Source organism: Ruegeria sp. CDSA221, from assembly GCF_059611825.1.
The window spans coordinates 17,172-40,652 of sequence record NZ_JBXWPK010000011.1; the positions used below are offsets into that span (position 1 = coordinate 17,172).

Below are 23,481 nucleotides of genomic sequence, written 5' to 3' on the forward strand. Positions count from 1 at the left end.
CTGCAGATGGCGTTGGCGCGCGCATCAGGCAGACCGGGTGTAATCCTTATAAGCTGTGTCCGTCATCGTCCTCCAAGCCATGACCGGTATCGTCGCCGCGCCCTTGCAAGAGCGGGTGCGTTGCATGGGCGTGAACGTCCGAAAGTTCCTCAGAAATTGCGATGATCTTGGTAGAGGCTATTTGGTGCAGCTCATCGACAACGGCCTCGGCACGGTCCTGGCTGTCCGGCAAACCTTGAGCCTGGAAGTGGGCCGCTGCGGTCGAAATATCGTCGCTACGCCATTCCATAGTTGTTCCTAATGTGACGTTGTGATGGTTGCCAAAACGAGCAACAAACGCCTCGCCATCTAGGCCGTAGCTGCTGGCCGTGTCAGTGACTTCCCTGCGGATCTCAACCCATTGCTCGGCTTGCGGATAATCCAAGGTATCCATTTCAGCGGTGTCCATCAGCGTTGAGTAACGCCTGTCCTCCATGATGAAGGCTTGAAGGTCAGGATCGTTGGGCCGCATATTCGCAACGTCGCCTTTCAGCTCACCTATCTGAATATCCATTGAAACGCGCAAGTTTGGATCTTCGACCTCGCGCGCCAGTCCTTCCATTTTTTCGATGGACTGCAGAATATCGGCAGACTTCTTAGACCAATTGTCACTGGCATCCTCGCCCAGCGTATCGCGCATGTAGGCGTCATAGCGAACTGCTGGCGGCGAGTAGTCTTCGGACGATTGATAGTCTTTATGATCGACAATATCAGCCATCGCCGAGAGGGTTCCACCGCTCTCCGCGATATGTTGGTGATCGTCAATATGCTGGATTACACGGGCCTTCAGATCGGGGCTGATTGTTTCCTCATTGCCGCCTAATGCGATGTGCTGACGCAGCTCGTGCATCAGCTCAGGCGACTTGTATTCGGGGCCTCCCGGCTCACCGTAGTCATCAAAATGATGGGCCTGATCCAGTAGATGTTCCATTCTCGATACCATAGGTTCTTCTCCTTCAATGAGCTTGATGGCAAACTCTTCGATCTTTTCGCTGATGGCGTTGGCGCGCTCATCAAACAGATCGGACATTCTTGCGATGGATAAAGTCATTACATCCGCAGCCCTGTCACGGGCCGTAACTTCGACTTCCGGGGTGCTTTCAACAACCGACATACCGGCCTGAACTTTCCAAGTGTCTGTCTCGACTTCCTGCCGCAAACCGCGCTCAAGGCGCGTGGTCGCAGTCAGCTCGATTCCGTATTCCTCGGCGACCTCGGCCTGGATAGACCGCTGCACGTCGATATTCATTTCGCTACTCATTCCCATGGCGAGCAACTGCCCATGCTCGACGCCACGGTTGTTGACAACGATGTGGACATGGGGGTTATCTGTGTCGTTGTGGAACACCGTCAGATAGTCCCACTTATCGCCAAAATCACCACTTCCAAACATGCGGTCAGCGAACTCCAAACCGGCCTGATGTGCGGCGTCCGGATAGGTGCCTTCAGGAAAGGATACGATCATATGACGAGTGTAACCAAAGTTCGTTTTGCCCGTGAAACCCGTGTCCCATTCTTCGATCAAATCCGAGATTTCCTCGGCATTCATCGGGGTCACGCCGTTCTCTCGAATGTCCAAAACCCCCTCTGCCCTAACGGTCAGATAATTGATCTGGCGGCGAAGTTCCTGAGCGTTTTTCACCCCACCCTTGCGGACGTTCTTCACAACTGCCTCGGGCTTTCCAACCACAGCGCCAAGCCGCGCTTTGACGGATGAACCCCGCGAAACCATGAACTTCATCCGCTTGGCAGTCTGCAACTGGTGATTGATTTGCTTAGATCGATCAGCACCTTTTTGAGCATCACGGAATGCGAGTTCCATCAGGTCCCCGGCAGTCAAATCTCTCGCCGCCATGGTCATTGATCAGTCTCCCAACTGTCATCCTTTAGCAGACGTCGAATAGCCGAGTCAGGCTGACGGTTCGCACGGGCCGCAACGATCAGTGCTTTCAGATCGCGCCGGTGCTCGATGATTGCGCGGTGCAGGTTTTCCACATCTTGACGGTCATCGTCGGTCCAGATCACGGTGCCGCGTTTCGCGGACTTAGCGAGCTGGTTGAGGTTGGTATATCCGCCTTGGATCTGGCGCAGATGCTTCTGCCACAGATCCACTAATGCAGGGTCCGGATCGAGGTAGCCGATCAGTCGATAGATGAGACGATGGACGACCTGGTTACGGCTTCGCAATCCCAGAGACCTCCAAGCAACGTCGAGTTTCGCTAAGGCATCAGACCTTAGCCGAACGGAAAAGACGGTGGTGTCGCTGGTCTTGCTCATGTCTCAGAAAATAGCAAAAGGCATTTTGTATTACAACCACCTTATCCTGTCATAATCTCCTAGAGTAAACCGATGGGATTTTAGAAATACGTATTTTCTCAAATCGTGATCGGAGCAACTTTGCTCTAGGAGTCAATTTCCACGCCGGGAAAAGGGTTCCGCCCCTTTTCCTTAAACAGGCGTGGGTGCCGGTGGACTTGCGCAGGGCAATCACGCAACGCGTGGGCTGCCCGAACAGCGCCCGTCACTTTCCGGCACGTTAAATGCGATCTGCATTTTCCGCGCGCCTGGGCGCGCTCAACTTCCCGACGCTTTGGCGGCGGGTGCCGATGGGTTGGCATCAGCTCTGCCGGTAAGGTCAGTGCGCCAACACTTCGGCAGGGCTGCAGCCGTGCGGCCCGTCGAGCTGACCGGCTATCGCAGCACAGGTCAGGGTGTCGCGGTCGGGATCTCGGCAGAGTGACAGACGCACGGCTTCGCGTTGGGTGGCGCGAGCGAGAACCGAGCGACCAACCTTAACGCTGGCTCTGAACGGACCCGTGGGATAGATGCTGAGAATGGAAGAGTTGAAGTTTTTCAGACCGCGTGAAAACTGCACTACCGGGGGTTGTACGTTGTGAGGGCTTGGGATTATCCGTTTGAAGTGGTCCGGATCAACTGCAAGACCTGCGGGCGGTATGGGCAGTACCCGAAAAAGCGGTTCATTGAGCTGGTCGGCGCTGACACGCCGCTGCCCTCCGCGCTCAAGATCATCGCCAAAACCTGCGACCGAGAAAAGGACGGGCTGGCCCTGCACAACCGATGTGGCGCAGGCTATCCAGGCCTCGCTAGGATGGCCGATGATAGAAAAAGCAGAAGGCCCTGACGGGACGTGATCAGTCCCGCGCGACGGTCAGTCGGGCGGCGCGGTCAGACTTCCAAACCTCGATAGTGGCGCGCTGTTCGGCGTGCTAGTAAAACGCTGATACGGCGGCCATCAAAAGGGCACCGGCAACAGCAACGTCGATGGTGTGATGAACACATTTCTCAAGCATCGGAATCCTCCTTTTGGTGGTTGCAGACCGGGCACGGAATGCCCCGCCGGATTTCAGTATCGGTCATGTCAAAACACCATCCGGCGTCATGGCCGCATTGACCGCATTTGAAATGCCCCCCTTGGCGGTTCGCCATCCGGGCATCATACCGGGGGCCTGACCTACATCAGCCGCGTGCATCAAAACGCGTCGCGTTCGGCGGGTCTGATCGAGACCCGGCAAGGTGAACTGGCGGCGCACCTACCCGGCCTCTGGCAGCGCTTCGACCATCCGAGACTTGAACAGAATGGTGGCATCGAGCGCCTCATCCCCGGTTTCAGCCGCCGGCACTCCGGGGACTAACCATGTGTCATTCCATGACATGCGGGCGCGTCCATCCAGCTTGCGGGTCAGCTCGTCCTCGGTCCCCTCGCCAATACAAATCCCTCCCTCGATGTCGGGATGCTCAGAAAGCTCAATGTGTCCAGAACGGAAACAATGGGCAAACATTTGGCAGTCCTTTCGGTTTCAGTTTTCGGGCTTCGCCCGGCTTAGTGTTGCCAGTTATCCCGGCCATATTTCCGGCCAAGAATGGTGATGCGGTCCTGCCCGTCGATTTGCACGCGTTGGTGGATCAGTTCGCCAAACGGGTTGACGCCGTAGACAGAAACATCGTCGGCACCAAATCCGTAGATCACGAATTTCCACGGTCCCCGCCCCTGCTCTCGGGTTTGAAAAAATCCGTCATGATTTCGGCATTCCCAGGCACCGGCCCACCAGCTTGCGCCTGGTGTTCCTTTCTCGGTCGGTGCCATCGGTATCAAATCAAGCTGCTGCATTTCTGCTCTCCATCGGGCAAAGGGCGGGGGCCGCTTTAGCGGCCTCCCGGCTTTATAAGGTTTCAGTGGGTGGTGGCTTCGGGCTGATAAGGGTCGAGTTGATCAGAACCCGAATAGTCGGAGTAATCGACAAACGCCTCGCGCAAATCGGCCAGCGGATGATTGTCAAAATCATCGACGCGCTGGTCCTCGTCTGGGATCTCGCCTTCGTTGGCTTCGTGGATGGCGAATGTCAGATCCTCGGCAATCTCAGTGAATTCGACCACTGGCACGAGCTGGCCGTTCTGCCGGGGAAACTGTCCAAAGGCGATGTCACCGGCCAGAAAGCCCTTTCCGGTTTCCATGGCGATCTGGCGCGCGATCTTAACAATCGCATTTACATCCCATGCGTCATGAACAGCGGTTGCCAGAAACTCAGGCTCGTCCTCGGTGCCTTCGTTCTTCCGGCCGTGAATGCTCCAAAACTCGACTTCTCCGGCTTTGCACTGGACGGCGCAGCCTTCGCTTTCATCATTGCGGCAGGGCATAATTTCGAACCATTCGAATTGGTCCAGCTTGTCGCCTATCGGCAAGTTGTTGAAACGCTCGTGTGCGGGTGTGTTGACGATTTCAGTTTGCATGGTCTCTGCTCCGATTCAGGGGGTAGCCGGGACATAGATACGCTTCTCCGCAAGATTTCGACGCGCGCCGCATGAATGTCCGCGCGGCCCAGATCCTGTAATGAGTTGGATGACAAGCGAACCCACACTCTTCCCGCATCACCTGCCATACATCACCTGGTCCTGAACGCCCGGTAAGTGCGGTTAGCGATGTGCCGCACTTGCAAAGGGCTGAAGTGTGATCAATGACAGCTCAGGGCTCAATGCACCAGCTCGGGCGCGTCGCAGAGAATGTCGGCAAGGAGCCCAACCTGTGAATTGGATATTCTCGCTGCGTGCGCTCGCAGCACCGAGTATTCTGCGCAAGCGTAAATTTCCACGATGCGGCGCAGCGTCGTTTCCGGCCATTCGCCCGCCGCGCGGCAATTTTGAAGCAACAGATTCACAGGTTGCGGATAAATTGAACTTTCGCTGCGTTTTCACTTATGTCCGGTGTTGGCGGTTTGCGGCTCACTACAAGTTTGTGCCTCAATCGCTCCATTATGGGTCTCTGCAATCGGCACTTGCCATCAGCAGATGCTCTTCGATCCGCTGAAATCCATACCCAATGTGAATGCGTTGCACGAAGCCAACCGCAGATGGATCACCTTGTTGAATAGCGTCTTTCAAGTCGTATAGTTCTAGCACAAGGCCGGATGCAGCATCTGTCTCGGCCAGGGTGGCTATACGGTACCAGGTACTGGCAGCTTGGTAATAAGCTTGCTGCCAGAAGGTTCTCAGTAGCGAGTTTCCGATCAGATCGGTAACAAGATTGTGCAACTTATGATTCAATTCCACATATCGCCTCGGTGAAAAGTTCTCCCTCAACGCAATGGCCTCGGCCAACAACTCTGCAACCTGGGCTCTGTCCTCGTTGGCTATCGGTTTCGGGGACATTGCTCCGATCAAAGTCGCCAAGTGAAGACGCATTTCATAGACATGTCGGATTTGTTCATCTGAGAGTTCAATAACCACGGTGCCAACACCGTTACGGGTCTCCACCAATCCCAAATGATTGATCCGGCTGATGGCGTCACGCACCGGTGTGCGACTAACCCCGAATTCCTTCGCCAGTTTTGCTTCTTTTAACTGGCTTCCAGGTGGGTAGTCTCGAAAGCAGATGCGCCGGATGATTTCAGACTGCATAGCCTCTACCGACGACCTTGGCTCATTCACGTCTGCCGGGTCCTGATCAATTTCCAGCGCTTCCATTTCTACCCCCAACAAAATCATCGGTATCATTAGTAAATTTCAGCTGCAATTAGAAGGCCCTCGGTGAAGTGCCTCATCAATGGTCTCGCAACAGTATGCCGAATCCTTCAATCCTATCATTGATTCCAGCGCGGCGCAGAACATCCCACATCATGGCCTGGTTTGAGCATATGACAGGTTTCCCGACCTTCCGCTCCAGCTGGTCTACGATTTCCAACGACCGCAGCGCTCCGCAGCTGATGAACAATGCATCGGCGTCCGGTGTATCAACTGCGGCTGCAAACTCTGACAGAATCTCCGGCCGCACCCGGATCATATCGCTGTCTTTTTCCAGGTTCAGACCCCGAATGTTGGTAATTTCAAATCCGGCAGCGGCCATGTAATCGGCTTCCTGTCGGTTGATCTCATCAAGGTAGGGGGTTGCAACCGCTACGCGTTTTGCACCAACGGCACGCAATGCATTGAGAACAGCAGTAATAAGTGACGTAGTCTTGGCATTTGGCGCCCCTTTGCGCAGTTCGGCAAACACTTTCTCCTCACCGATTACAAGACTTCCAGATGTGCAGGCATAGCAAATCACATCCAAGCTTCCATCAGGAAGGATCGTCTCAGCAGCGCGTGCCAGGTCATCTGCGTGGCATGTAAGGGATTCAACTGTAATGGAGTCGGGTATCGCTGCCCTCGCGAAATGCACCCCTATGCCATCAGGGCGCAAGGTAAACATATCGTCTTCGATGGTTTGTTCTGTGGCGAGGAGAACAAAGCCGATTTTAGCGCGCGCATGGCGGCCCTCATCGAAAAGTTCTTCTTCGAGTAAATTTTCCCCAAGCTGCATACACATAAGCGCTAAACATCCTTTGTTCGAATCTATTGTTGCCGTTTGACTCTTTAGGTGTATACAGCTTATGAGTTACGTGGTGCAATCCGAATCGAGTCACGAAACGGAAAATGCCCGAAAATGCGTCACCATGGGAGGAGCCTTCATGCATTTGAATACCCTATTAAAGACCAGCGCAGTCGTGCTGGGACTATCACTTTCGACAGCGCCAGCAGTTCAGGCAGAAGAGATCATTCTTGGCCACGTAATGGACACGCAACATATTTTTCATTCAGTGTCGGAGCAGTTTTCGGCCCGTCTCGACGAACTATCCGGCGGCTCGATGACGGTTGACTACCATCCTGGTGGTGACCTTGGAGATTGGACCTCCATCGTCGAGCAGGTCGCGCAAGGCGCTGTTCAAATGACCATGTCGTGGAACCACTCTGAGCTTGATCCACGTTGGGATGTATCCGTACTCGGATACGTTGCGAATGATTGGGAATCCGGCCGAGAAATCTATGGCCCGGGTTCGGTGATGATGGATGTCTATAACGGTATCATGAGTGATCTGAATATGGTGCTGCTCGGTACAATCCCAACTGACTTTACCGGCTTTGTCGTTCGCAACGGCGTTGATACGCCAGTGAATTTCCCAGAAGATGCAGAAGGCTTCAAAATGCGCGTTCCGGGTATGCCGATGGCAATCGAACGCTATCAGGCCACCGGGTTTTCAGCCGTCCCAATGGCATTCTCCGAAGTGCACACAGCTCTGCAAACCGGGGCGATCGATGGCCGTGCATATTCCCCACCCTCTGAAGTGTTGCTCTTCAAAGACGTTCTCAGTGCTTATGTGTTCACGCGCGAGAACTTCGAACACACGTTCTGGACAGCCAACAAACAATGGTTTGAAGGCTTGAGCGAAGAACAGCAGGGCTGGGTTCGCACTGCGGCTGACGAAGCAACAACATGGGCCTGGGAGAACGCTGAATCTGAAAGCCCAAAATGGTTTGCACAAATTGAGGAAGCTGGGATCGAGGTCATCGAACTGACGCCAGAACAACTTGCGGCATACCGCGAGAAAGTCGTTGCCGTTGAATATCCGTACATGGAAGGCATCCTTGGTGCTGAGGTGATGGGTCAAATCAAGGCAGCTGCCGGGATCGAGTAGGCATTCGCATTGTGCGCGCAGGAGCCATCCTGCGCGCACTTTTGTTCTCTGGGAGGGGAAGATATGTCAAAAGAGATTTTGCACACTGACAGCTTGAGTGACATCACTGTACCTGAACCGATAATCCCGGTTCCGATTCACAATAATAGCGGTGCGCCCGTTTATCGCTCATTGGGGTGGTTATACAATTTCGAGGCCAAACTGGCCTGGCTGATGCGTGTCATCATGTTTGTAGCGATGATTGCCCTTGGCTTGTTGATGGCTGCTCAGGTTTTCATGCGATACGTGATTTCGCTACCTTTTCTGGGAATGGAAGAAATGGCACCCATGCTGGCTGTCTGGATCTATTTCATCGGGATGGCTTATAGCTCACGTGAACGCGATCACATTGAAGGCGGCGTAATGACGCTGCTAACGCAAAACCGACAGGTGTTGTTGAGTTTGCGCCTTTTGGGTTCAGTTATCTGCTTGATCGCTTTGGTGTTTTTTTTGAAGTACGGCATCGACTTTGCGTCTTTCAACATTCAGGTGAACCGCAAGAGCTCTTACATGCGCCTGCCCAAATACCTTTGGGATCTAAGCATGATCTTCGGCTTGTGTTTGATGGTCTTCTATCTGACGCTTCAAATCTTCTTGGAAGCGCGGGCGCTTTTCACCGGAAAAGGGGGCGAATGACATGACATTCTTCTTTGTTGCAATTCTCCTTGTCGTCCTCCTGTTGTTGATCGAAGTTCCGGTTGGATTTGCCTTCGGCGTGGGTGCCTTGGCATATGGGTATCTGCTTGGTACGGACGTCTCTTTCCACACTGGCTTTGGCTATACACAAGTCAGCGCGTTCTCTCTCCTCGCAATTCCACTGTTCATCTTGTCGGGCACGCTGATGGGCGCTTCCGGCATATCTGAGCGACTTCTGGATTTCGTGAACTCGTTTGTCGGGCGGTTCAAAGGCGGCCTGGGTGCCGTAACTGTACTGACCTGCGCGATGTTTGGCGCAATTTCTGGCTCAGCCTCCGCTGCGATTGCGGCCATCGGCAAGATTATGGTCCCGCGTATGATCAAGGAAGGCTACCCGCCTGGTCACGCAACCGCGCTTGTAGCTGTGTCTTCGGTTTTGGCCCTTATGATCCCACCCAGTATTCCAATGATTGTTTTCGCGATTGCGATCCGCGAATCGGTGGCAAAGTGCTTTCTGGCGACGATGGGCCCGGGGATCATGTTGGCGCTGATATACTGTGTGTTGAACTTCTGGTTTTTGCGCAAGAATAACAACATCACTGTGGAGGAGCCTATGTCGCCTCGTGATACCTTGTGCGACATCGCCAAAACCGGCAAACGCGCCAGTCTTGCGATTATCATGCCGGTCATCGTTCTTGGCGGCATCTACAGCGGTATCGCAACCCCAACTGAAGCGGGCGCTGTTGCGTTGGTCTATACGCTGATCGTCGGGGTTCTGATCTTCCGTACTTTGCCCTTTGACAATCTGTTCAATTCGACAGTTGAGGCTGCACGTCTGACTGGTGCAATCATCATGGTTCTGTTTTTTCTGTTCATCATGAGCCGTGGGATGGTTTTGGCAAAGGTTCCAACCCAATTCGCTGACATCCTGCTATCCATATCGGAAAACAAGATTGTCATTTTGTTGCTGATCAACCTGCTGCTTCTGATCATGGGAATGATTATTGACGATGTGTCTGGTGGTGTCCTGGCTGCAATCATCCTGTTGCCTGTTACACAAAAAATTGGGCTGGATCCGATTCACTTTGCAGCAATCGTTGGCACCAACCTCGGTCTCGGGAATATCTCGCCACCTTGCGCACCGCTGCTTTACATGGCGGGTGGGGTGACCAAGCAACCGCTGTCGACCTACGTCGGGCCAACAATGAAATTCTTGGTGTTCGGCCATCTACCGATGGTGTTCATTGTGACCTTCGTTCCACCGGTCGCTTTGTTCCTACCAAGCCTGCTTGGGTAATTATCCTTCCTGAACTGTCCCCGCCTTTGGGCGGGGGCTCTTTTCCAGGCAGTTTGGTGCTGACAGCTTTACAGAGCTAGCTTCCATACCTGCCAACGTACCTTCGTTAACAAGAAAATCCGTTCTGCATTCACAAACAAAACTCTCACAAAAGGAGACCTCTCATGCTCGCAGAAGCAAAAGTGCGCACCCAAAACCTTCAGGCCCGAATGAAAGAAAAGGGCATTCAGAAAGCTGTCTTTACGGACGAAAGCTCGATGGCCTATCTGGCCGGGTTCTGGGGTTATCTCGGCATTGAATTTGGCCGCCCCAGCATGCTGGTAGTCGATGCGGATGATGCACCGATTGTTATCACCCCATTGATGGAATCGGAAATGGTCGGCGAAATGACCTGGGTAGAAGATGTTCGGGTCTGGGAAGATATCGGCCAACGCACCTGGGGTCGTGCCCTTGCCGGAGCCTTGGGCGACAATCCGTCCGAAATCTGGATCGAAAAAGGTTCTGTTCCGGCCATTGTCCGCAATCATCTGGATGAAACCTATCCCGATGTTGCATTGAATGACATTTCGCCGGTTCTCGGCGCAATGCGCACGATCAAAACGCCGTTTGAAATCGGAGTGATGAAAGAGGCCGGCCAGATCGCCGGGGCCATGATGGCAGCGGCGCATGGCAGCCTGCGTGAAGGTGGGCGCGAATTTGAATCTGCTCTGGCCGTGATCGATGCCGGATCGCGCAAGGCCGCAGACTTTTTGACCGCTAAAGGTTGGGACCGATTTGTTTCACCGATGATCCACAATCTGCAAATCATGCAAAGCGGCAAGGATGCCTCGATGGTGCACCGTCGGGCAAGTGTAAAGACCTTGGAAAAATTCGATCCGGTCTATTTCTGTTTCTGCAACATGGCCCAGTTCAAACAGTATAAACTTGGCTTTGACCGGATGTTCCACATCGGTGACGTCAAAGACGAAGACCGCAAGGTGCAACTGGCTGCGATCGAAGCCCAGCAAGCGGCCATTGCTGCAATACGCCCGGGTGTTTTAGCCGAGGATGTCGCCGCTGCAGCCAACGAGGTTTATCGTGAGCGTGGCTATGAGACAGGCTACAGAACGGGACGCTCCATCGGTGTGGCCTATCTGGAAGCTCCGGAGCTTAAAGAGGGCGACAAGACCATTTTGCAGCCGGGTATGACCTTTGCCGTCGATGGCGGGATTTCAGTTGACGGTGTGACAGCCGGTCGGATCGGCGACTCTATTGTTGTCACCGAAACGGGTGCCGATTACATCACTCAGTACCCTCGCGAAATCTTGCTCAGCAAAGGGTAATTGATGTCCGGAACGCTCAATGTTGCAGTGGTTCAAAGCCCTGCGGACCTGAATGGTCCGCAGGCGCGTCTGACATGGTTGACGCAAACTTTGGAGGAACATGCTAATCAGCCATGCGACCTGGTTGTTTTACCCGAGCTTTTCCAGAGTGGCTATCATATCGGAAACAAGGTGGCCGAACATGCGGAACCTTCTGACGGCCCCTTCGCCATAGCCGTAGCCGACCTGGCCAAGAGACATAGCACGGCGATTTTGTATGGATATTCCGAGCGTCAGGTTGACGCATTATATAACAGCGCCCAGTGCATCGCCAAAAATGGGCGAGTCATCGGGCATCACCGGAAACTTCTGCTTCCCCCCGGCTTTGAGGGTGACCACTTTGCCCCCGGTTATGGTTGCGACTTGTTCACCCTCGGAGAATTCAAAATAGGAATTCTGGTTTGTTACGATGTCGAATTCCCCGAGAATCTACGCCATGTCGCCTTGCAAGGCGCAGATCTGGTGGCTGTCCCCACCGCACTGGGCGCGCAATGGGGCGTAGTGTCTGAAAAAGTCGTACCAACGCGCGCTTTTGAGAATGGCGTATATGTTTGCTATGCAAATTCCTCTGGGCATGAGAATGGCATGGACTTCTTCGGAGGCAGCTGTGTCATTTCTCCAAACGGCTCTGATCTGGCACGCGCGGGTAGTGGATCTGAGTTTTTGTATTCGCCTATTGATAAGTCTGCTGTTGCCGCAGCCCAAGACCGGTTGCCGTACCACAAGGACAGGCAAAAATTACCCTGGGTTTGACTGGAACACTATGCACATTAAGTTTTGCGGCCCACGACAACAGTCTCATTACCAATGTCCGAATAACGCGCTTTGCCGCAGTTTACGAGTAGTGCAGCATTCGTTAATAATGGGATGTACCGGCTGCTTCACCCAGCAGGTTAGGCTTGGCCTATTTCTGCAACATGGAGAAGTAGCCGGTACATCCCATTATAGACCAATCTTCAGGACAATGAGATATTAAATACCCGGCTCCCACAAACTATTTATCGCCACATATGTACAAGTTGCCATTGCTTCCACCTGATGTACATTCACTCCGATTACGCCACACATAATGGCCTTGAATAGAATTGGTGGAACCATGCCCAAACCCTATATTCACTTCACCCGAGAGGAATTCTCTCAGCGCCAGCAAAGAACCCGGACAAGATTGCAAGAGCTTGGTCTAGACGGTCTTTTGCTTTTCAAAATAGAAGATATGTATTGGTTGAGCGGCTATGAGACCGACGGGTTTTGTATTTTTGGATGCATGTATATTGGCACAGACGGGTCTTTGACCCATCTGGCCAGGCCCGCTGATTTGGGAAATCTCTCTTATTCTTCAATTTGCGAAGATGTGCGAATTTCACCCGATGGAGACGGATTATCCCGTGCCGATCACATCCGCGACATGTTGGGCGCACTGGGTATGGAGGGCAAAAGGATCGGCATCCAAGTGGATACCATGGGACTGACACCGCGGTTGTTTCTTGAAACCCAGGAAAAGCTGGAGGGTTGGTGTGAGCTTTCGGTGGCACCCGATTTCATCAGAGAACTACGATTGGTCAAAAGCCCGAAAGAACTAAGCTATTTCCGTAAAGCGGGCGAAGTAATGGACACGGTCATGAAAAAAGTGATCGATGCAACATACCCAGGCGCGTTCGAAGGCGATATCTATGCCACGTTTTATGACACACTTTTTCGACATGATGCAGACTTACCAGCCCACATCCCACCCTTTGGAAGCGGAGATTCAGCGCTGAACCTGCGCTATACAAGCGGACGCAAACATGTGGGCAAGAACGATCAGGTTACACTCGAACTTGGGCTCGCGTACCGACATTACCATGTCGCATGCATGGGGGTCGTGTTAACTGGCCCCGAAATACGGGACCGGCACCTTAAGATGCACGAGACATCCGTGGTGGCGTTGGACGCCGTTCAAGCGATCCTGCGCCCCGGCAGAACTGTTGGAGAGTTATTCGATACCTACAAAACCGTTCTTGAAGACCGCGGAGAACATGATTCTGTGCTTACCGTTGCTGGATACACGATGGGTGCAATGTGGCCACCAACATGGATGGAACAACCCTTGATCTTTAAGGGCAATCCCCTTGTGCTCGAAGAGAACATGACATTCTTCACACACATGATCCTGAATGACCGTGAAACCGGTCTATCTATGGCGGTTGGGGAAACCGCGATCGTTACTTCAAACGCACCAGAAATTATCACCCATGCGCCCCGCGAACCGATAATTAGAAATTAGCGTAAGAAAAAGCAAAGAACTGGGATCCGGTCAGCAGATCGCTATCTGAGCAAATTCCCAAAGGCAGCTTTGTCCGGAGGCTGTGTGAAAACTCCCTGATTTAAGTGATTTCTGGTATAATTGCGTTGAGCAGTTCGGAGTTGTTTGATGGGTCACTTCATTGAGGGTGTTGATCGGCAGCAGGCGGCACTATTGCCCGCGTGCTTGGATTATTATGTCGCCGATGAGAGCGCGGTTCGGGCGATTGATGCACTCGTCGACATGCTCAGTTTGTCAGATTTAGGTTTCCAAACTTCGCCCTCTGCGACTGGCCGCCCAGGGTATCATCCCGGTTTGATGCTGCGGATTTATGTCTATGGGTATCTGAACCAGATCCAGTCGTCGCGGCGCTTGGAACGGGAATGCGGCCGCAATCCGGAGTTAATTTGGTTAACGGGTCGCCTTCAACCAGACTTCAAAACGATTGCTGATTTCCGCAAGGAGTTTGAGGGATCAGAAATTGATCTGGGAGATCAATTTCCCTGAAAACGGCCCTGCAATCCGCAAGGTTTGCCAGCAGTTCGTTGCTCTATGTCGCGGCATGAACTTGCTGGACAGCAAGCTCGTTGCCATCGACGGCAGTCGGTTTAAGGCGATGAATGCGAAGGCCAAGAACTATACGCGCGGCAAGCTGCGCCAGAAGCTGAGCGAGATTGATGCTGCTATTGAACGCTATATCGGTGAGTTGGATCGTGCGGATGAGGTGTTTGAACAAACCGGCGGCGTGATACCGGAAGCCCGCATGGAGCGTGCGTTGCGCAAGGTGGAACATCTCAAGAAAGAAGCCGCGCGATATCGGTCCATTGAAAAACGGATGGATAAGAGTGGGGAAACACTGGTCTCTTTAAGCGACCCGGACGCGCGGTCCATGGCGACGACACCCCGCATGCCGCGCGTCGTTGGCTATAACGTGCAAACGGCAGTGGATGCCGAGAACCACCTGATTGTCGCCCATAAAGTGACCATGCACGGTTACGACCGTGACGCTCTGTCGATGATGGCAACCGCCGCACGTGATGCGATGGCCTCTGACCAGATTGAGGCCGTCGCCGACAAGGGCTATTACAAGAGCGAGGAAATCCTGGCTTGCGAAAAGGCGGGCATCTCGGTCGTGGTGCCCAAGCCTCAGACCTCAAATGCGCGGGCACGCGGCCACTTCGATAAGGCGGACTTCGCGTATGACGCGGAGACAGACACTTACATCTGTCCGGCTCAGCAGCGGCTCACGTATCGCTTCACTGGGCCGCAAGACGGCAAGGCCATCAGGGTCTATTGGGCAAACAACTGTGAGAGCTGCATTATCAAAGACAAATGCACCAAAAGCCAGCAGCGACGTATCCGAAGATGGGAACACGAAGACGTGCTGGAGCGCGCCCAGGAACGGCTGGCCAAAGATCCAACCCAACTCGCAGTGCGCAGCATGACGGTCGAGCATCCCTACGGCACGATCAAATCATGGATGGGGGCGACACACTTCAAAATGCGCAGGTTGAAGAACGTCGCAACGGAAATGGCGCTGCACGTCCTTGCTTACAATATGACCCGCGTCATGAACCTGATCGGAACGCCTGCCTTGATCGCCGCGATGAAGGCATAGGCGGTCTCTACGATCAAAAACTGGCCGAAATACCGGTACAATCGACTTGGACGAGCCAAAACATCCTCCAAGGTTGTTCAGAGACCGGCAATGAAAATCTAGGCAAACGACCCTGCAAACACTCAAAAGTTCAGAAATAGATTGGATTCCGCGCGTTTCCACACAGCCTCTCCGCGTCTGGTTTGTCGGATCAAGCTGCTGCAAAAGTACGGTCTCGGTTCAAGTCAAAACGACGCTCGCGAATGACCGGATCGGTGACGCACGCCGCGCCGCAACAATAGATGTGCCGTGCCTGCGAACCGATGCTGCGTCAGCGAAGCTCAGAAAACGAAAGTCGGCTCTGTCCGCTCACCCACCATTCGTTACCTGGCACCGAACATCCAGAATGCGCGGTTAGCGTCGCGCCGCACATGCAAAGAATAGAAGCCTAGTCGACAGCAGGTATGGGCTCAGTCGACCAGTTGGGGGACATCCCAGAGAATGTCCGCAATGAGCCCTTATTGAAGACGTTGCACACGCTTGCAGCACGAAGTATGCCGCATGGGCTTAGTTTTCGATGCCGCCGTGTGGTGAGAAAACTGGCCATTCAGGTAAGTTGCAAAAAATTTGGAAGTACGAATTCACGATGCGCTGGACTGTGGTAATAGTTCTGTCAAGGTTCGCACCTTTCTCTGCAAATATACCAATAATTTGTACGGGCAGCGGCCTTTGTTTTCGCCAAAGGCCCATGAAGAATCTCAAAGGCAACTTGCCCAATTGGGCGGCCATTCATCTTGCCATCGATCATCCGGCGGCCCTGCCTGATCACAAATTCCATCTCGGAAGCAAGCGTTTCCCTATCTGCAAAATAACCTCTCAATATCCCGGAGGTGCGTGAACGAGCGTTGCGGATCAACTCTTGCCCAATGCGGTTGGCAACCCCTGTTTCCGGCCCAAGTTGCGAGAGTTCATCCCAACCAGCAAACGCGGCGGGGCCATGGTTTTCTTGGTGATAAAGCCCCTTTCGTTCTGGAAGAATAGGCTGCACATCAGTCAAAACATCTGGGAACGTAATCCCGCGCCTGTAAGCGCGCCGTTGGACTGACCAACCCGCAAAAGAGTTGCTGCCGATTGCTGACATCCAGACCCTGAAATCACGTTCGAGAAAGCCCCCCGTGCGTATGGAAATAGGTAAGTCGCGCGATCTGCGCGCTTCTGTCCAAGCAACAAGTCTGAAATCGTCTTGCATGGTGTCTTCGAAGGATCCTTGGTCGCGCCATCCGTTCCACTCCGGTACCAACAACGTACGCGGCTCGGGTAGAGCCAATACGATGCGCGCGAGACGGTAGCCTATTTCACCATCCTGATGCCAAGCTTCTCTCAACGTGTTTTTTCGCTCGGGCCAGAGGAACACAAGCTCGTCCATCAAGGAGACGGCTTCGTCATCGCGGCCTAATGCAAAGAGGCGCATAAAAGCCGCGGTGATAATGTTGCGGCGCTCGATGTCAAAATCTTGTCTACTGCGGGCAAATCTCAACAGATCGTCAATCGAAAGAATGTTGAGAAATCTGATTGTTTTGGGGGCCAGCGCTACATCTTTGTTTATTTCTATAAGGTCTTCTATGGTTTGAGCACGGTAGCTCAATCCGACATTCAGCCACTGATCAAACTTCGGGTCATTTGCCAACGCGCGCAGCGGTTCTGGCGCCAGCCAAGAATGTCGGTACGGTTGCCGACTTACCATGATTTTAGCAAGCTGCACGGCTGCCATGCGCCTCAGAACGACGGGAGACGGCTGTGTTTTCACCAATCCCGAACGCGACCTAAAATAAGGGCTGATCGACTGGCGGAGCGTTTCATAGCTTCCGATGGCGTGAGCCACATACTCGGCAACATCGGCGGTACAATCACCCACGGCCCGGTCCAATTGCTTCAATCGCGCTTCGACGGCCCGCAAAGTGTATTTCTGAGCCTGGGACAATCTGTATTCCCATCGATGATCTTCGCGGCTGAACAGCACGGCAATAAACCACGGGAAACTCTCGGTTTGCCCATATTGTGCAAGCGCATGGGTTAATACCCCTCGTGAAGCTTGCGCACGCCCATCCCGGACAGTGTTCTGTAACCCCCATGACAGCGTATGCGGGCGTGCCGATGCGGCCTGCACGGTGAGCAACCAATCGAGCACATCATCTTCTGCATGAGTTGCGATTACCCGTTCTATTTCGGTTAAATGTGACGCATTCGGCGTCAGCCACCACCCCGGAAATGGCCCTATGGTTGTTAGCAAATTTAGTAGAACTTCACTGTCCGTTGATCCTTCTGGTCCATCGCGTTGGAAGTTCGGATCATGGATGCGTGGCAAGGACCGTGCCAGTGTTTCATGAATGAACACCGGGTCTCGCCCCCCTGGTGGGTCAACGAATGGCGCCCCGTACTCACGCGGGATTGCCATGCCGCTGTCCGGCAACCCCATCAGCAAACGGTAGATCTCTAACGTCGGCCCAACACTTTCGTAGTTAGGTCCTCCAGAATACAACGTGCCGTATTTTGAATAGGCTTTCTTGATGAGACTGTCGGCATCAGCGTAGCGCCCATTACACGTTTGGGCACTTGTCACGCCGCCCCAAAACAGCAGTACCAAAAGCATCATTTTCGTCATGAATGAAATATGGGCCAGAAGCGATATGGCGACAATCAGCTAATTCCTTCAACGATTTATTGATGGTTACTTATGACGATAAATTTTTGATCTCAGCCGACTAGCAGAAACGCGACGACAGGCGAACGACTGGTTCGGTGAAATTCGCTGCATCGCCGAATTTGCGCCGTTCGCGACCTGCTGCACGTGCGAAGCTCAAGCCGCCGATGAAGGTCTGGTAAGGGCTCTCTTTCACTGATCGAAGCGTCCCGCAGAGTATGTCCGCTCTGAGCCCACAGCGGAAGTGTCAAAATCTTGCTGCGCGCGCTCGCAGCACGAAAATCGCCGCGACCGCATCATTTTCGGCTTGGCTGCGCGGCGTGAAAACCAGCCGTTCATGCATGTCGCAGCGAGGAAGAGAGCCCGGATGGGATAGTTAGCGTCACGGCTGCAAGCAGGTGTCGCGCAAAACCCTGTCGACGCGGTTGATCACCTTGCGCACCTCGGGCAAATAGCGGTCCTCATGATGCGGCACCAACCATTGATCGTGTTCCAGTTCCTGGATCGGCGGCGAAATCTGCGTTAGCACATCCATCCGGCTGCCGATGAAGGTGGGCAGGACCAGACGGGCCTGCCCTGCGAGCGCAAGGTCAAGAGCGGTGCGCGGACTGGTGACCTCGATGCCGACCTCCGTTCCGGTATTGGCTTCTACCCACTGCGCCGAGGGCGTTGTGCCCAGGACACGCGCCCAAGGCGCATCAGGTCCCGCGCCTGAATACACAGCAAACCGCACACGACCCAACTTGCGCCCCGCCAAGCCGGGGCCTTCCGGGCGGCGGTTGCGTATGCCGATGACGGCCTCGCGGCGGCCGATGTCCACCATCTCATCCGCCGCGATGAACCGCAGCCTGATACGGTCAGGACCGGTGATTTCCGGGATTCTACCGCAGAGGTGGTATGTCACCCAGGTTCCGGCCGAGATCTTGACCGTAGGAACCGAGTTTGCGGCCTTTGCGGTAAGAGACAGGATTCGGCTTTCCAGTGCCTCGGCTGTTTCCACAAGCGCGCGGCCATCCGTGGTCAGCTCGTATCCGCGTGCCAACCGCCGGAACAGGTCGCGGCCCAGCCGCCGCTCCAGCGCCAGCATGCGCCGGCCGAGTGTCGGAGGGCTTTTGCCGGTCGATGCAGCTGCGGCGGCCAGCCCGCCTTCGCGTGCCACCGCCAGAAACAGGCGTAGATCATCCCAATCCAGCTTCATTTCATCCATGAAATGAGTATTGCAAAACGTTTCATGGAAAGGAAGCCGCTTTGATGGTCCTATGGGTGAGCTGTTAGAGGGGTTTTTTGGAATGCGCTTTCTGGATCATAAGATAAACCCGCTTGGCATGGGATGCTGGCCAATCGGCGGGCCGATGTTCTCCGGCGATCAGCCGCTGGGCTACGCCAATTCCGATGACGCGGAGTCCATCCGCACCATACACGCGGCACTGGCCGGGGGGATCAGACTTTTCGACACCGCTCCCGCCTATGGCGCGGGCCACGCCGAACGGCTGCTTGCCCGAGCGCTCAAAGACCGGCCCGATGCGCTGATAGCCACCAAGATCGGGATTGCCATCGACGAGGACAGCAAACAGCTTACCGGCGACGAGATTGCGCCGGAAACGGTGCTGCCCGCCATCGACCGCAGCCTGTCGCGGCTGGGGCGGGACAGAATAGACCTGCTGCTGCTGCACCAGAACAGCCTGTCCGTTCCGCAGGCTGAGGCCATGTTCGACGAAATGGACAAGGCCGTGGAGGCTGGCAAGCTGCGCGCCTACGGCTGGAGCACCGATTTTGCGGAAAGCGTCTCCGCAGTCGCGCCGCGCAAGGCGTTTCTGGCGGTCGAGCATGCGGCGAACGTCCTAGTCAACCCGCCGCGCATTCAGGCGGCATCGCAGGAAAACGGTCTGACAGCGCTGATCCGTTCACCACTGGCGATGGGGCTGCTCACCGGCAAATACGGGCCGGATGCCGTCATGCGCGCCGACGACATTCGCAGCACGTCCAATCCGAAAACCGGCTACTTTGCCGACGCGCGGCCGAACCCTGCCATGCTCACGCAGCTGGAGGCCGTGCGGGAGTTGCTGACAACTGGCGGCAGGAACTTGGCGCAGGGCGCGATCAGCTGGCTATGGGCCAGAAGCGGCCGGGTGATCCCCGTTCCAGGCGCGCGCACCGTTGGTCAGATCGAAGATCTCGCAGCAGCTATTGGCTTCGGCGCTCTGCCTGATCCTATCATGGAAGAGATTGAAACCCTGATTGAACGTGAGCCGGAAGAGGTGCCCGACAGAGCCCGATGAGCTGTAGCCGATAATGGGGTTACATCAGGTAGTAGCAGAATAGCAGCAGCGTATGTGTTGCTGCCTGCTGCATTTGGGGATGGTTAAGCTGGACCCGCAGTCCGTGCCGAATTCCTTAGTAGAGCCCCATCTTGCACAGTGCCGCAAAGCGTAGAAATGCCCGCTCTTGCCGATGGTCACTCGGATGAAGTTGTACCATTTCGGATCGCTTTTGGCGCTGTTTCTTTGGCGGCAAGAACAAGCGCTGTTCCGCAGAGCACCACTACCGACGCGATAAGTGTTTCAAGTTCGAAACGGAAGTCTTCGAACAGACCTGCAAATATTGCCGCTTGCTCGAACAGAAAACCAACCAGGGGCAACAAAACTACCGACGCAGTGTAGCGAAAGGCCCCAACTAGGCGGATCGACCAGAAAACAAAGAACATCGCGGGCGCTCGCAGGCAAACGCCGACAAAGGCACCAGACAGCAGCATTGGCCAGTCCACCGTACCGAAAGACGGACCCGTTTGAACAAAACGCCCTAGCACAAACAATGCCGCTGTCACCAACAAGACTGCACCGGTAAATCTGGCCCGCGTGCCGGGTTTATCGCTGATATTGTCGGGATGGCGTTCGGAGATGAGCGTGATCGCAGCCAGACAAACTGCGTTCAAAACCATGAGCCAGCCGACTATGTCACGTATTGCTCCGTCAAGATCAGCGATTAGATATACGATGGCTGAAAGCACCAGCAGATGCCCGGCACCTTCTCGGTAGGAAACCCGCTGCCCGTTTAGAACCCACACAGCTAGGGCAATCACCGGCAGGTTAAGCGTCCCGATCAGCCCCGCTTCAAGCACTGAAATCCAGCCCAGGACCGTGGTAAATAGCGAGGCGGATAAAACTCTGAGCGTACCAAGTACCCAGGTTGCCGGGCGCTTGAAGCTCGTAAGGTCAAATAGGCACCGCCCGCTGAAAACGATCAACGCTGCCCCGCCTGCACACAGTTGAATAAAGCTGAACATCCAAGGATCAAATTCGAACCGCATAAGCAGAATGCGACTGACAACGCTGAGCAAGGCCCAGCAGGACATGGCACTAAGGGTGACAAGAAGAGGCTTTGACATGGGGAACCTGCGTGGTGGCGAATACCTACTTGGTTCCACAGGTGAAGCGGAAAAATAATATCGAAATTTCGTGCCATGCGTTACATATACGTTTCATGGATTGGTCAGACTTGCGCATTTTTCTTGCAATCGCCCAAGAGGGCAGCCTGCGGCGAGCAGCAGAGCGTCTTGGCGTTACGCAGCCGACTGTCGCTCGGCGGCTGCGTCAGCTTGAGCAAGATATTGGAGTGCCGCTGTTCGAGCGGGATCATGACGGACACCGGCTGACGCCTGCCGGAGCCAACCTGCTACCCGATGCGCGCATCGTAGAAAGCGCGGCACTGCGGGTCGAACAACGCTCGCTGGAATTAGCGACGGGTAAAAACGAATTGGTCCGTGTTGCCGCAGGCCAAACCTCTGCCGCCGTTTTGGCACGGGGACTTCACCTGCTGAAAGACGGACCGACAATTGAACTAATGGTGTCGGAAACTGTTTCGCACGAGGAAGGTCCAGCCCCAGATGTTTTTCTATTTCATGACCTCCCGGATGCTAAAGCGGGCGTGACGCGCCGCGTCGGTTCAGTCAATGCTGCGGTCTATGGTGCTGCTGCGTTCAGCCACCACCGCACCCTACCGCTCTCCACCTCTGAACTGGCGGTTTTGCCTTGGCTTGGGTTCACGTCAGAGCAGGAGCACTACATGACAATGGAATGGTTGCAGGACACTATGCGAGGCCGCTCCCCTGCGGCGCGGATGGAGAATACCGACCTGATGGCAGCGGCAGCCGCCGCAGGCGTTGGGGTTGCGGTCCTGCCGTGCTTCAAAGGTGATGCGCATCCACGTCTTGTCCGTCTATCCGGGCATATTGAAGTTTTGCATGAAGACTATTGGACACTCGTCCAGCAGGACTTTTCCCACACCCCCGCAATTCGGAAGACCATTGCCTGGATCGTTGAATGCTTTCGGATGCTGGAAATGTCCATGGCAGCGGAATAACGTTGTCGAGGCAGTCCTGACATATCTGATTTTCGAGCATCCGCTGCGAATGCGCGCTTTGTCCGCGTCTCGTTTGCCCCACTTAATTGCGGCGAAAAGGCGGTTTGAGCTCCGCCGATTTCCACAGGGCTGAATGACCGCAAACCGTAAATTCGCCGCGATGCAGAAAATCTCGCGCTGCGGGAGCGCAGCGTTTTCTGCGGCAGCAATAGCTGCAGGAGCAAAAGGCGGCAAAGTCCGCTCACCCGCCGTTGGCCATCCAGTCTCGAATGCCTGGAAAATGCGGTTCGCGACCTGCCGCAGGAGCGAAAGTCCGAAGCTCGGTCGACGGCAGCTATGGGCTCTTCTGGTATTTGCTGCGCCGAGAACGAACGGCCGCGTTCAGCAATGGAAAACCTTTGAGTCGTGAATGGCAAAGTCAGTGTAACGGCCCGCCTCCACCCGGTTCAAAATCAATGGCTTAGCGGCGTGGCAATGGTAAAACTATGTGTCGCCCGACAACTGTCATGGGGTCGGAGTGGCAAAAAAATGGGAGGGAACCGCGCGCTTGCGCGTGGGAGGAACCGGGTTTTTTGACATGGAGACGACGCGCGGCGCTTGCCTCTTGACCGGCCCGACGCAGGATGCGGGCGGATAGGGATGATGGGACAGGCCAGCCGGTCACAGCAGCCCCACTATTGGACAATGCCAGGGCCGGGGTGAGCGCGCTTTAGCGCGTCGATCGCCTGCCCTGTCCAATAATCAATGCGAGCCGCGCGCCTCGCGCGGATCTCCCAGACCTATTGCAAAAGGCGAAGCGAACGGGCGTTACCCGAAGGGCCGAAACAACCATGGGCAGGCGACCATTTGACCGCGGCGGCAAGCTGGCTCAGAGAGACAGATTCCGGCGCACCAGGTCAAAGGGAGTTCGCACGTGGTTGGTTCGGGTCGGAGGCCGGTGTGCCGGTGTCCGACTAGCTGTAGCGGCTTGAGATCATAAATCTTTGGGCGCGAGATCATCGCTATTTTCGGCTCAGATTGTCTGAGACCATAATTTTCCGCTGGCTCACAATTCTTGCGACTGGACGCAAATTGTCTGAGACGGGCTCACATTGCTGAGACTCAGATCAGCGTCGTGAGACCGGTGGCAGGAAAGCTAAACTACAGGGGTAATGCGGTCATAGGTTTCCGGATCAGGTTTTCTGGTGCAGCGAAGCTAGAAATC

General features: G+C 54.7%; 20 protein-coding genes and 1 pseudogene. 10 read left to right on the plus strand and 11 right to left on the minus strand.

Translation table 11 applies throughout. From position 1 onward, the window contains the following. Window positions 1–46: 46 nt before the first annotated feature. Both AC2FJ5_RS15670 and AC2FJ5_RS15675 read right to left on the minus strand, forming a co-directional pair. Complete coding sequence (locus AC2FJ5_RS15670) at window positions 47–1,861, minus strand: relaxase/mobilization nuclease domain-containing protein (protein WP_496793921.1); 1,815 nt, start codon at window positions 1,859–1,861, stop codon at window positions 47–49. A 35-nt stretch (window positions 1,862–1,896) separates the two neighbouring features. Next, complete coding sequence (locus tag AC2FJ5_RS15675; protein WP_496793923.1) at window positions 1,897–2,316, minus strand: hypothetical protein; 420 nt, start codon at window positions 2,314–2,316, stop codon at window positions 1,897–1,899. 181 nt (window positions 2,317–2,497) lie between these two features. Between AC2FJ5_RS15675 and AC2FJ5_RS15680 the strand changes: the two genes are divergently transcribed. Next, a complete protein-coding gene (locus tag AC2FJ5_RS15680) occupies window positions 2,498–2,779 on the plus strand; it encodes a hypothetical protein (RefSeq protein ID WP_496793924.1) in 282 nt (93 codons plus the stop codon). A 634-nt stretch (window positions 2,780–3,413) separates the two neighbouring features. Here the strand turns inward: AC2FJ5_RS15680 and AC2FJ5_RS15685 are convergent. The 6 genes from AC2FJ5_RS15685 to AC2FJ5_RS15710 form a co-directional block, all read right to left on the minus strand. Continuing rightward, the gene (locus AC2FJ5_RS15685; RefSeq protein WP_496793925.1) at window positions 3,414–3,590 is read right to left on the minus strand and encodes a hypothetical protein; all 177 of its coding nucleotides are present in this window, start codon (window positions 3,588–3,590) and stop codon (window positions 3,414–3,416) included. Beyond that, entirely contained in the window at window positions 3,591–3,839 is a 249-nt protein-coding gene (locus AC2FJ5_RS15690) for a hypothetical protein (RefSeq protein ID WP_496793926.1), read from the minus strand. A gap of 41 nt (window positions 3,840–3,880) precedes the next feature. Further along, a complete protein-coding gene (locus AC2FJ5_RS15695) occupies window positions 3,881–4,168 on the minus strand; it encodes a hypothetical protein (RefSeq protein WP_496793927.1) in 288 nt (95 codons plus the stop codon). A gap of 62 nt (window positions 4,169–4,230) precedes the next feature. Further along, window positions 4,231–4,788, minus strand: coding sequence for a hypothetical protein (locus AC2FJ5_RS15700; protein WP_496793928.1), 558 nt, complete (start codon window positions 4,786–4,788; stop codon window positions 4,231–4,233). A gap of 519 nt (window positions 4,789–5,307) precedes the next feature. Next, window positions 5,308–6,018 carry a GntR family transcriptional regulator gene (locus AC2FJ5_RS15705; RefSeq protein WP_496793930.1) on the minus strand — a complete coding sequence of 237 codons (711 nt, stop codon included), beginning with the start codon at window positions 6,016–6,018 and terminating at the stop codon, window positions 5,308–5,310. 76 nt (window positions 6,019–6,094) lie between these two features. Beyond that, window positions 6,095–6,853, minus strand: coding sequence for a maleate cis-trans isomerase family protein (locus AC2FJ5_RS15710; protein WP_496793931.1), 759 nt, complete (start codon window positions 6,851–6,853; stop codon window positions 6,095–6,097). A 148-nt stretch (window positions 6,854–7,001) separates the two neighbouring features. On the opposite strand from AC2FJ5_RS15710, the gene dctP reads away from it, so the two are divergent. From dctP to AC2FJ5_RS15745, 7 genes and pseudogenes are all read left to right on the plus strand, one after another. After that, window positions 7,002–8,006: a TRAP transporter substrate-binding protein DctP gene (gene dctP / locus AC2FJ5_RS15715; RefSeq protein WP_496793932.1), complete on the plus strand. Its 1,005-nt coding sequence runs from the start codon at window positions 7,002–7,004 to the stop codon at window positions 8,004–8,006. Between the two features lie 63 nt (window positions 8,007–8,069). Next, window positions 8,070–8,681, plus strand: coding sequence for a TRAP transporter small permease (locus AC2FJ5_RS15720; RefSeq protein WP_496793933.1), 612 nt, complete (start codon window positions 8,070–8,072; stop codon window positions 8,679–8,681). 1 nt (window position 8,682) lies between these two features. Continuing rightward, window positions 8,683–9,978, plus strand: coding sequence for a TRAP transporter large permease (locus AC2FJ5_RS15725; protein WP_496793935.1), 1,296 nt, complete (start codon window positions 8,683–8,685; stop codon window positions 9,976–9,978). 164 nt (window positions 9,979–10,142) lie between these two features. Next, complete coding sequence (locus AC2FJ5_RS15730; protein WP_496793936.1) at window positions 10,143–11,300, plus strand: M24 family metallopeptidase; 1,158 nt, start codon at window positions 10,143–10,145, stop codon at window positions 11,298–11,300. Between the two features lie 3 nt (window positions 11,301–11,303). Further along, entirely contained in the window at window positions 11,304–12,092 is a 789-nt protein-coding gene (locus AC2FJ5_RS15735) for a carbon-nitrogen hydrolase family protein (protein ID WP_496793937.1), read from the plus strand. A gap of 343 nt (window positions 12,093–12,435) precedes the next feature. Continuing rightward, window positions 12,436–13,602: a M24 family metallopeptidase gene (locus AC2FJ5_RS15740; RefSeq protein ID WP_496793939.1), complete on the plus strand. Its 1,167-nt coding sequence runs from the start codon at window positions 12,436–12,438 to the stop codon at window positions 13,600–13,602. A 147-nt stretch (window positions 13,603–13,749) separates the two neighbouring features. Then, window positions 13,750–15,238: pseudogene (locus AC2FJ5_RS15745) on the plus strand (IS1182 family transposase). A 652-nt stretch (window positions 15,239–15,890) separates the two neighbouring features. Here the strand turns inward: AC2FJ5_RS15745 and AC2FJ5_RS15750 are convergent. Both AC2FJ5_RS15750 and AC2FJ5_RS15755 read right to left on the minus strand, forming a co-directional pair. Next, entirely contained in the window at window positions 15,891–17,879 is a 1,989-nt protein-coding gene (locus AC2FJ5_RS15750) for a hypothetical protein (RefSeq protein ID WP_496793940.1), read from the minus strand. A gap of 421 nt (window positions 17,880–18,300) precedes the next feature. Further along, the gene (locus AC2FJ5_RS15755; RefSeq protein WP_496793941.1) at window positions 18,301–19,125 is read right to left on the minus strand and encodes a LysR family transcriptional regulator; all 825 of its coding nucleotides are present in this window, start codon (window positions 19,123–19,125) and stop codon (window positions 18,301–18,303) included. 82 nt (window positions 19,126–19,207) lie between these two features. Between AC2FJ5_RS15755 and AC2FJ5_RS15760 the strand changes: the two genes are divergently transcribed. Beyond that, window positions 19,208–20,197, plus strand: a complete 990-nt coding sequence (locus AC2FJ5_RS15760) for an aldo/keto reductase (RefSeq protein WP_496793943.1) — start codon at window positions 19,208–19,210, stop codon at window positions 20,195–20,197. Window positions 20,198–20,373: 176 nt separating this feature from the next. On the opposite strand, the gene AC2FJ5_RS15765 is transcribed toward AC2FJ5_RS15760, so the two are convergent. Continuing rightward, a complete protein-coding gene (locus tag AC2FJ5_RS15765) occupies window positions 20,374–21,303 on the minus strand; it encodes a DMT family transporter (protein ID WP_496793945.1) in 930 nt (309 codons plus the stop codon). A gap of 95 nt (window positions 21,304–21,398) precedes the next feature. Here AC2FJ5_RS15765 and AC2FJ5_RS15770 point away from each other — a divergent pair, with 95 nt between their 5' ends. Further along, complete coding sequence (locus tag AC2FJ5_RS15770; RefSeq protein ID WP_496793946.1) at window positions 21,399–22,277, plus strand: LysR family transcriptional regulator; 879 nt, start codon at window positions 21,399–21,401, stop codon at window positions 22,275–22,277. Window positions 22,278–23,481 lie beyond the last annotated feature (1,204 nt).

What these genes read in the sequence shown, in the direction of transcription:
- AC2FJ5_RS15735 (WP_496793937.1), top strand. Translation starts at nt 11,304, where the DNA reads ATGTCCGGAACGCTCAATGTTGCAGTGGTTCAAAGCCCTGCGGACCTG.
- AC2FJ5_RS15755 (WP_496793941.1), bottom strand. Translation starts at nt 19,125, where the DNA reads ATGGATGAAATGAAGCTGGATTGGGATGATCTACGCCTGTTTCTGGCG.
- AC2FJ5_RS15705 (WP_496793930.1), bottom strand. Translation starts at nt 6,018, where the DNA reads ATGGAAGCGCTGGAAATTGATCAGGACCCGGCAGACGTGAATGAGCCA.
- AC2FJ5_RS15730 (WP_496793936.1), top strand. Translation starts at nt 10,143, where the DNA reads ATGCTCGCAGAAGCAAAAGTGCGCACCCAAAACCTTCAGGCCCGAATG.
- AC2FJ5_RS15725 (WP_496793935.1), top strand. Translation starts at nt 8,683, where the DNA reads ATGACATTCTTCTTTGTTGCAATTCTCCTTGTCGTCCTCCTGTTGTTG.
- AC2FJ5_RS15700 (WP_496793928.1), bottom strand. Translation starts at nt 4,788, where the DNA reads ATGCAAACTGAAATCGTCAACACACCCGCACACGAGCGTTTCAACAAC.
- AC2FJ5_RS15765 (WP_496793945.1), bottom strand. Translation starts at nt 21,303, where the DNA reads ATGTCAAAGCCTCTTCTTGTCACCCTTAGTGCCATGTCCTGCTGGGCC.
- AC2FJ5_RS15720 (WP_496793933.1), top strand. Translation starts at nt 8,070, where the DNA reads ATGTCAAAAGAGATTTTGCACACTGACAGCTTGAGTGACATCACTGTA.
- AC2FJ5_RS15690 (WP_496793926.1), bottom strand. Translation starts at nt 3,839, where the DNA reads ATGTTTGCCCATTGTTTCCGTTCTGGACACATTGAGCTTTCTGAGCAT.
- AC2FJ5_RS15740 (WP_496793939.1), top strand. Translation starts at nt 12,436, where the DNA reads ATGCCCAAACCCTATATTCACTTCACCCGAGAGGAATTCTCTCAGCGC.
- AC2FJ5_RS15695 (WP_496793927.1), bottom strand. Translation starts at nt 4,168, where the DNA reads ATGCAGCAGCTTGATTTGATACCGATGGCACCGACCGAGAAAGGAACA.
- AC2FJ5_RS15750 (WP_496793940.1), bottom strand. Translation starts at nt 17,879, where the DNA reads ATGACGAAAATGATGCTTTTGGTACTGCTGTTTTGGGGCGGCGTGACA.
- AC2FJ5_RS15760 (WP_496793943.1), top strand. Translation starts at nt 19,208, where the DNA reads ATGCGCTTTCTGGATCATAAGATAAACCCGCTTGGCATGGGATGCTGG.
- AC2FJ5_RS15675 (WP_496793923.1), bottom strand. Translation starts at nt 2,316, where the DNA reads ATGAGCAAGACCAGCGACACCACCGTCTTTTCCGTTCGGCTAAGGTCT.
- AC2FJ5_RS15710 (WP_496793931.1), bottom strand. Translation starts at nt 6,853, where the DNA reads ATGCAGCTTGGGGAAAATTTACTCGAAGAAGAACTTTTCGATGAGGGC.
- AC2FJ5_RS15770 (WP_496793946.1), top strand. Translation starts at nt 21,399, where the DNA reads ATGGATTGGTCAGACTTGCGCATTTTTCTTGCAATCGCCCAAGAGGGC.
- dctP (WP_496793932.1), top strand. Translation starts at nt 7,002, where the DNA reads ATGCATTTGAATACCCTATTAAAGACCAGCGCAGTCGTGCTGGGACTA.
- AC2FJ5_RS15670 (WP_496793921.1), bottom strand. Translation starts at nt 1,861, where the DNA reads ATGGAACTCGCATTCCGTGATGCTCAAAAAGGTGCTGATCGATCTAAG.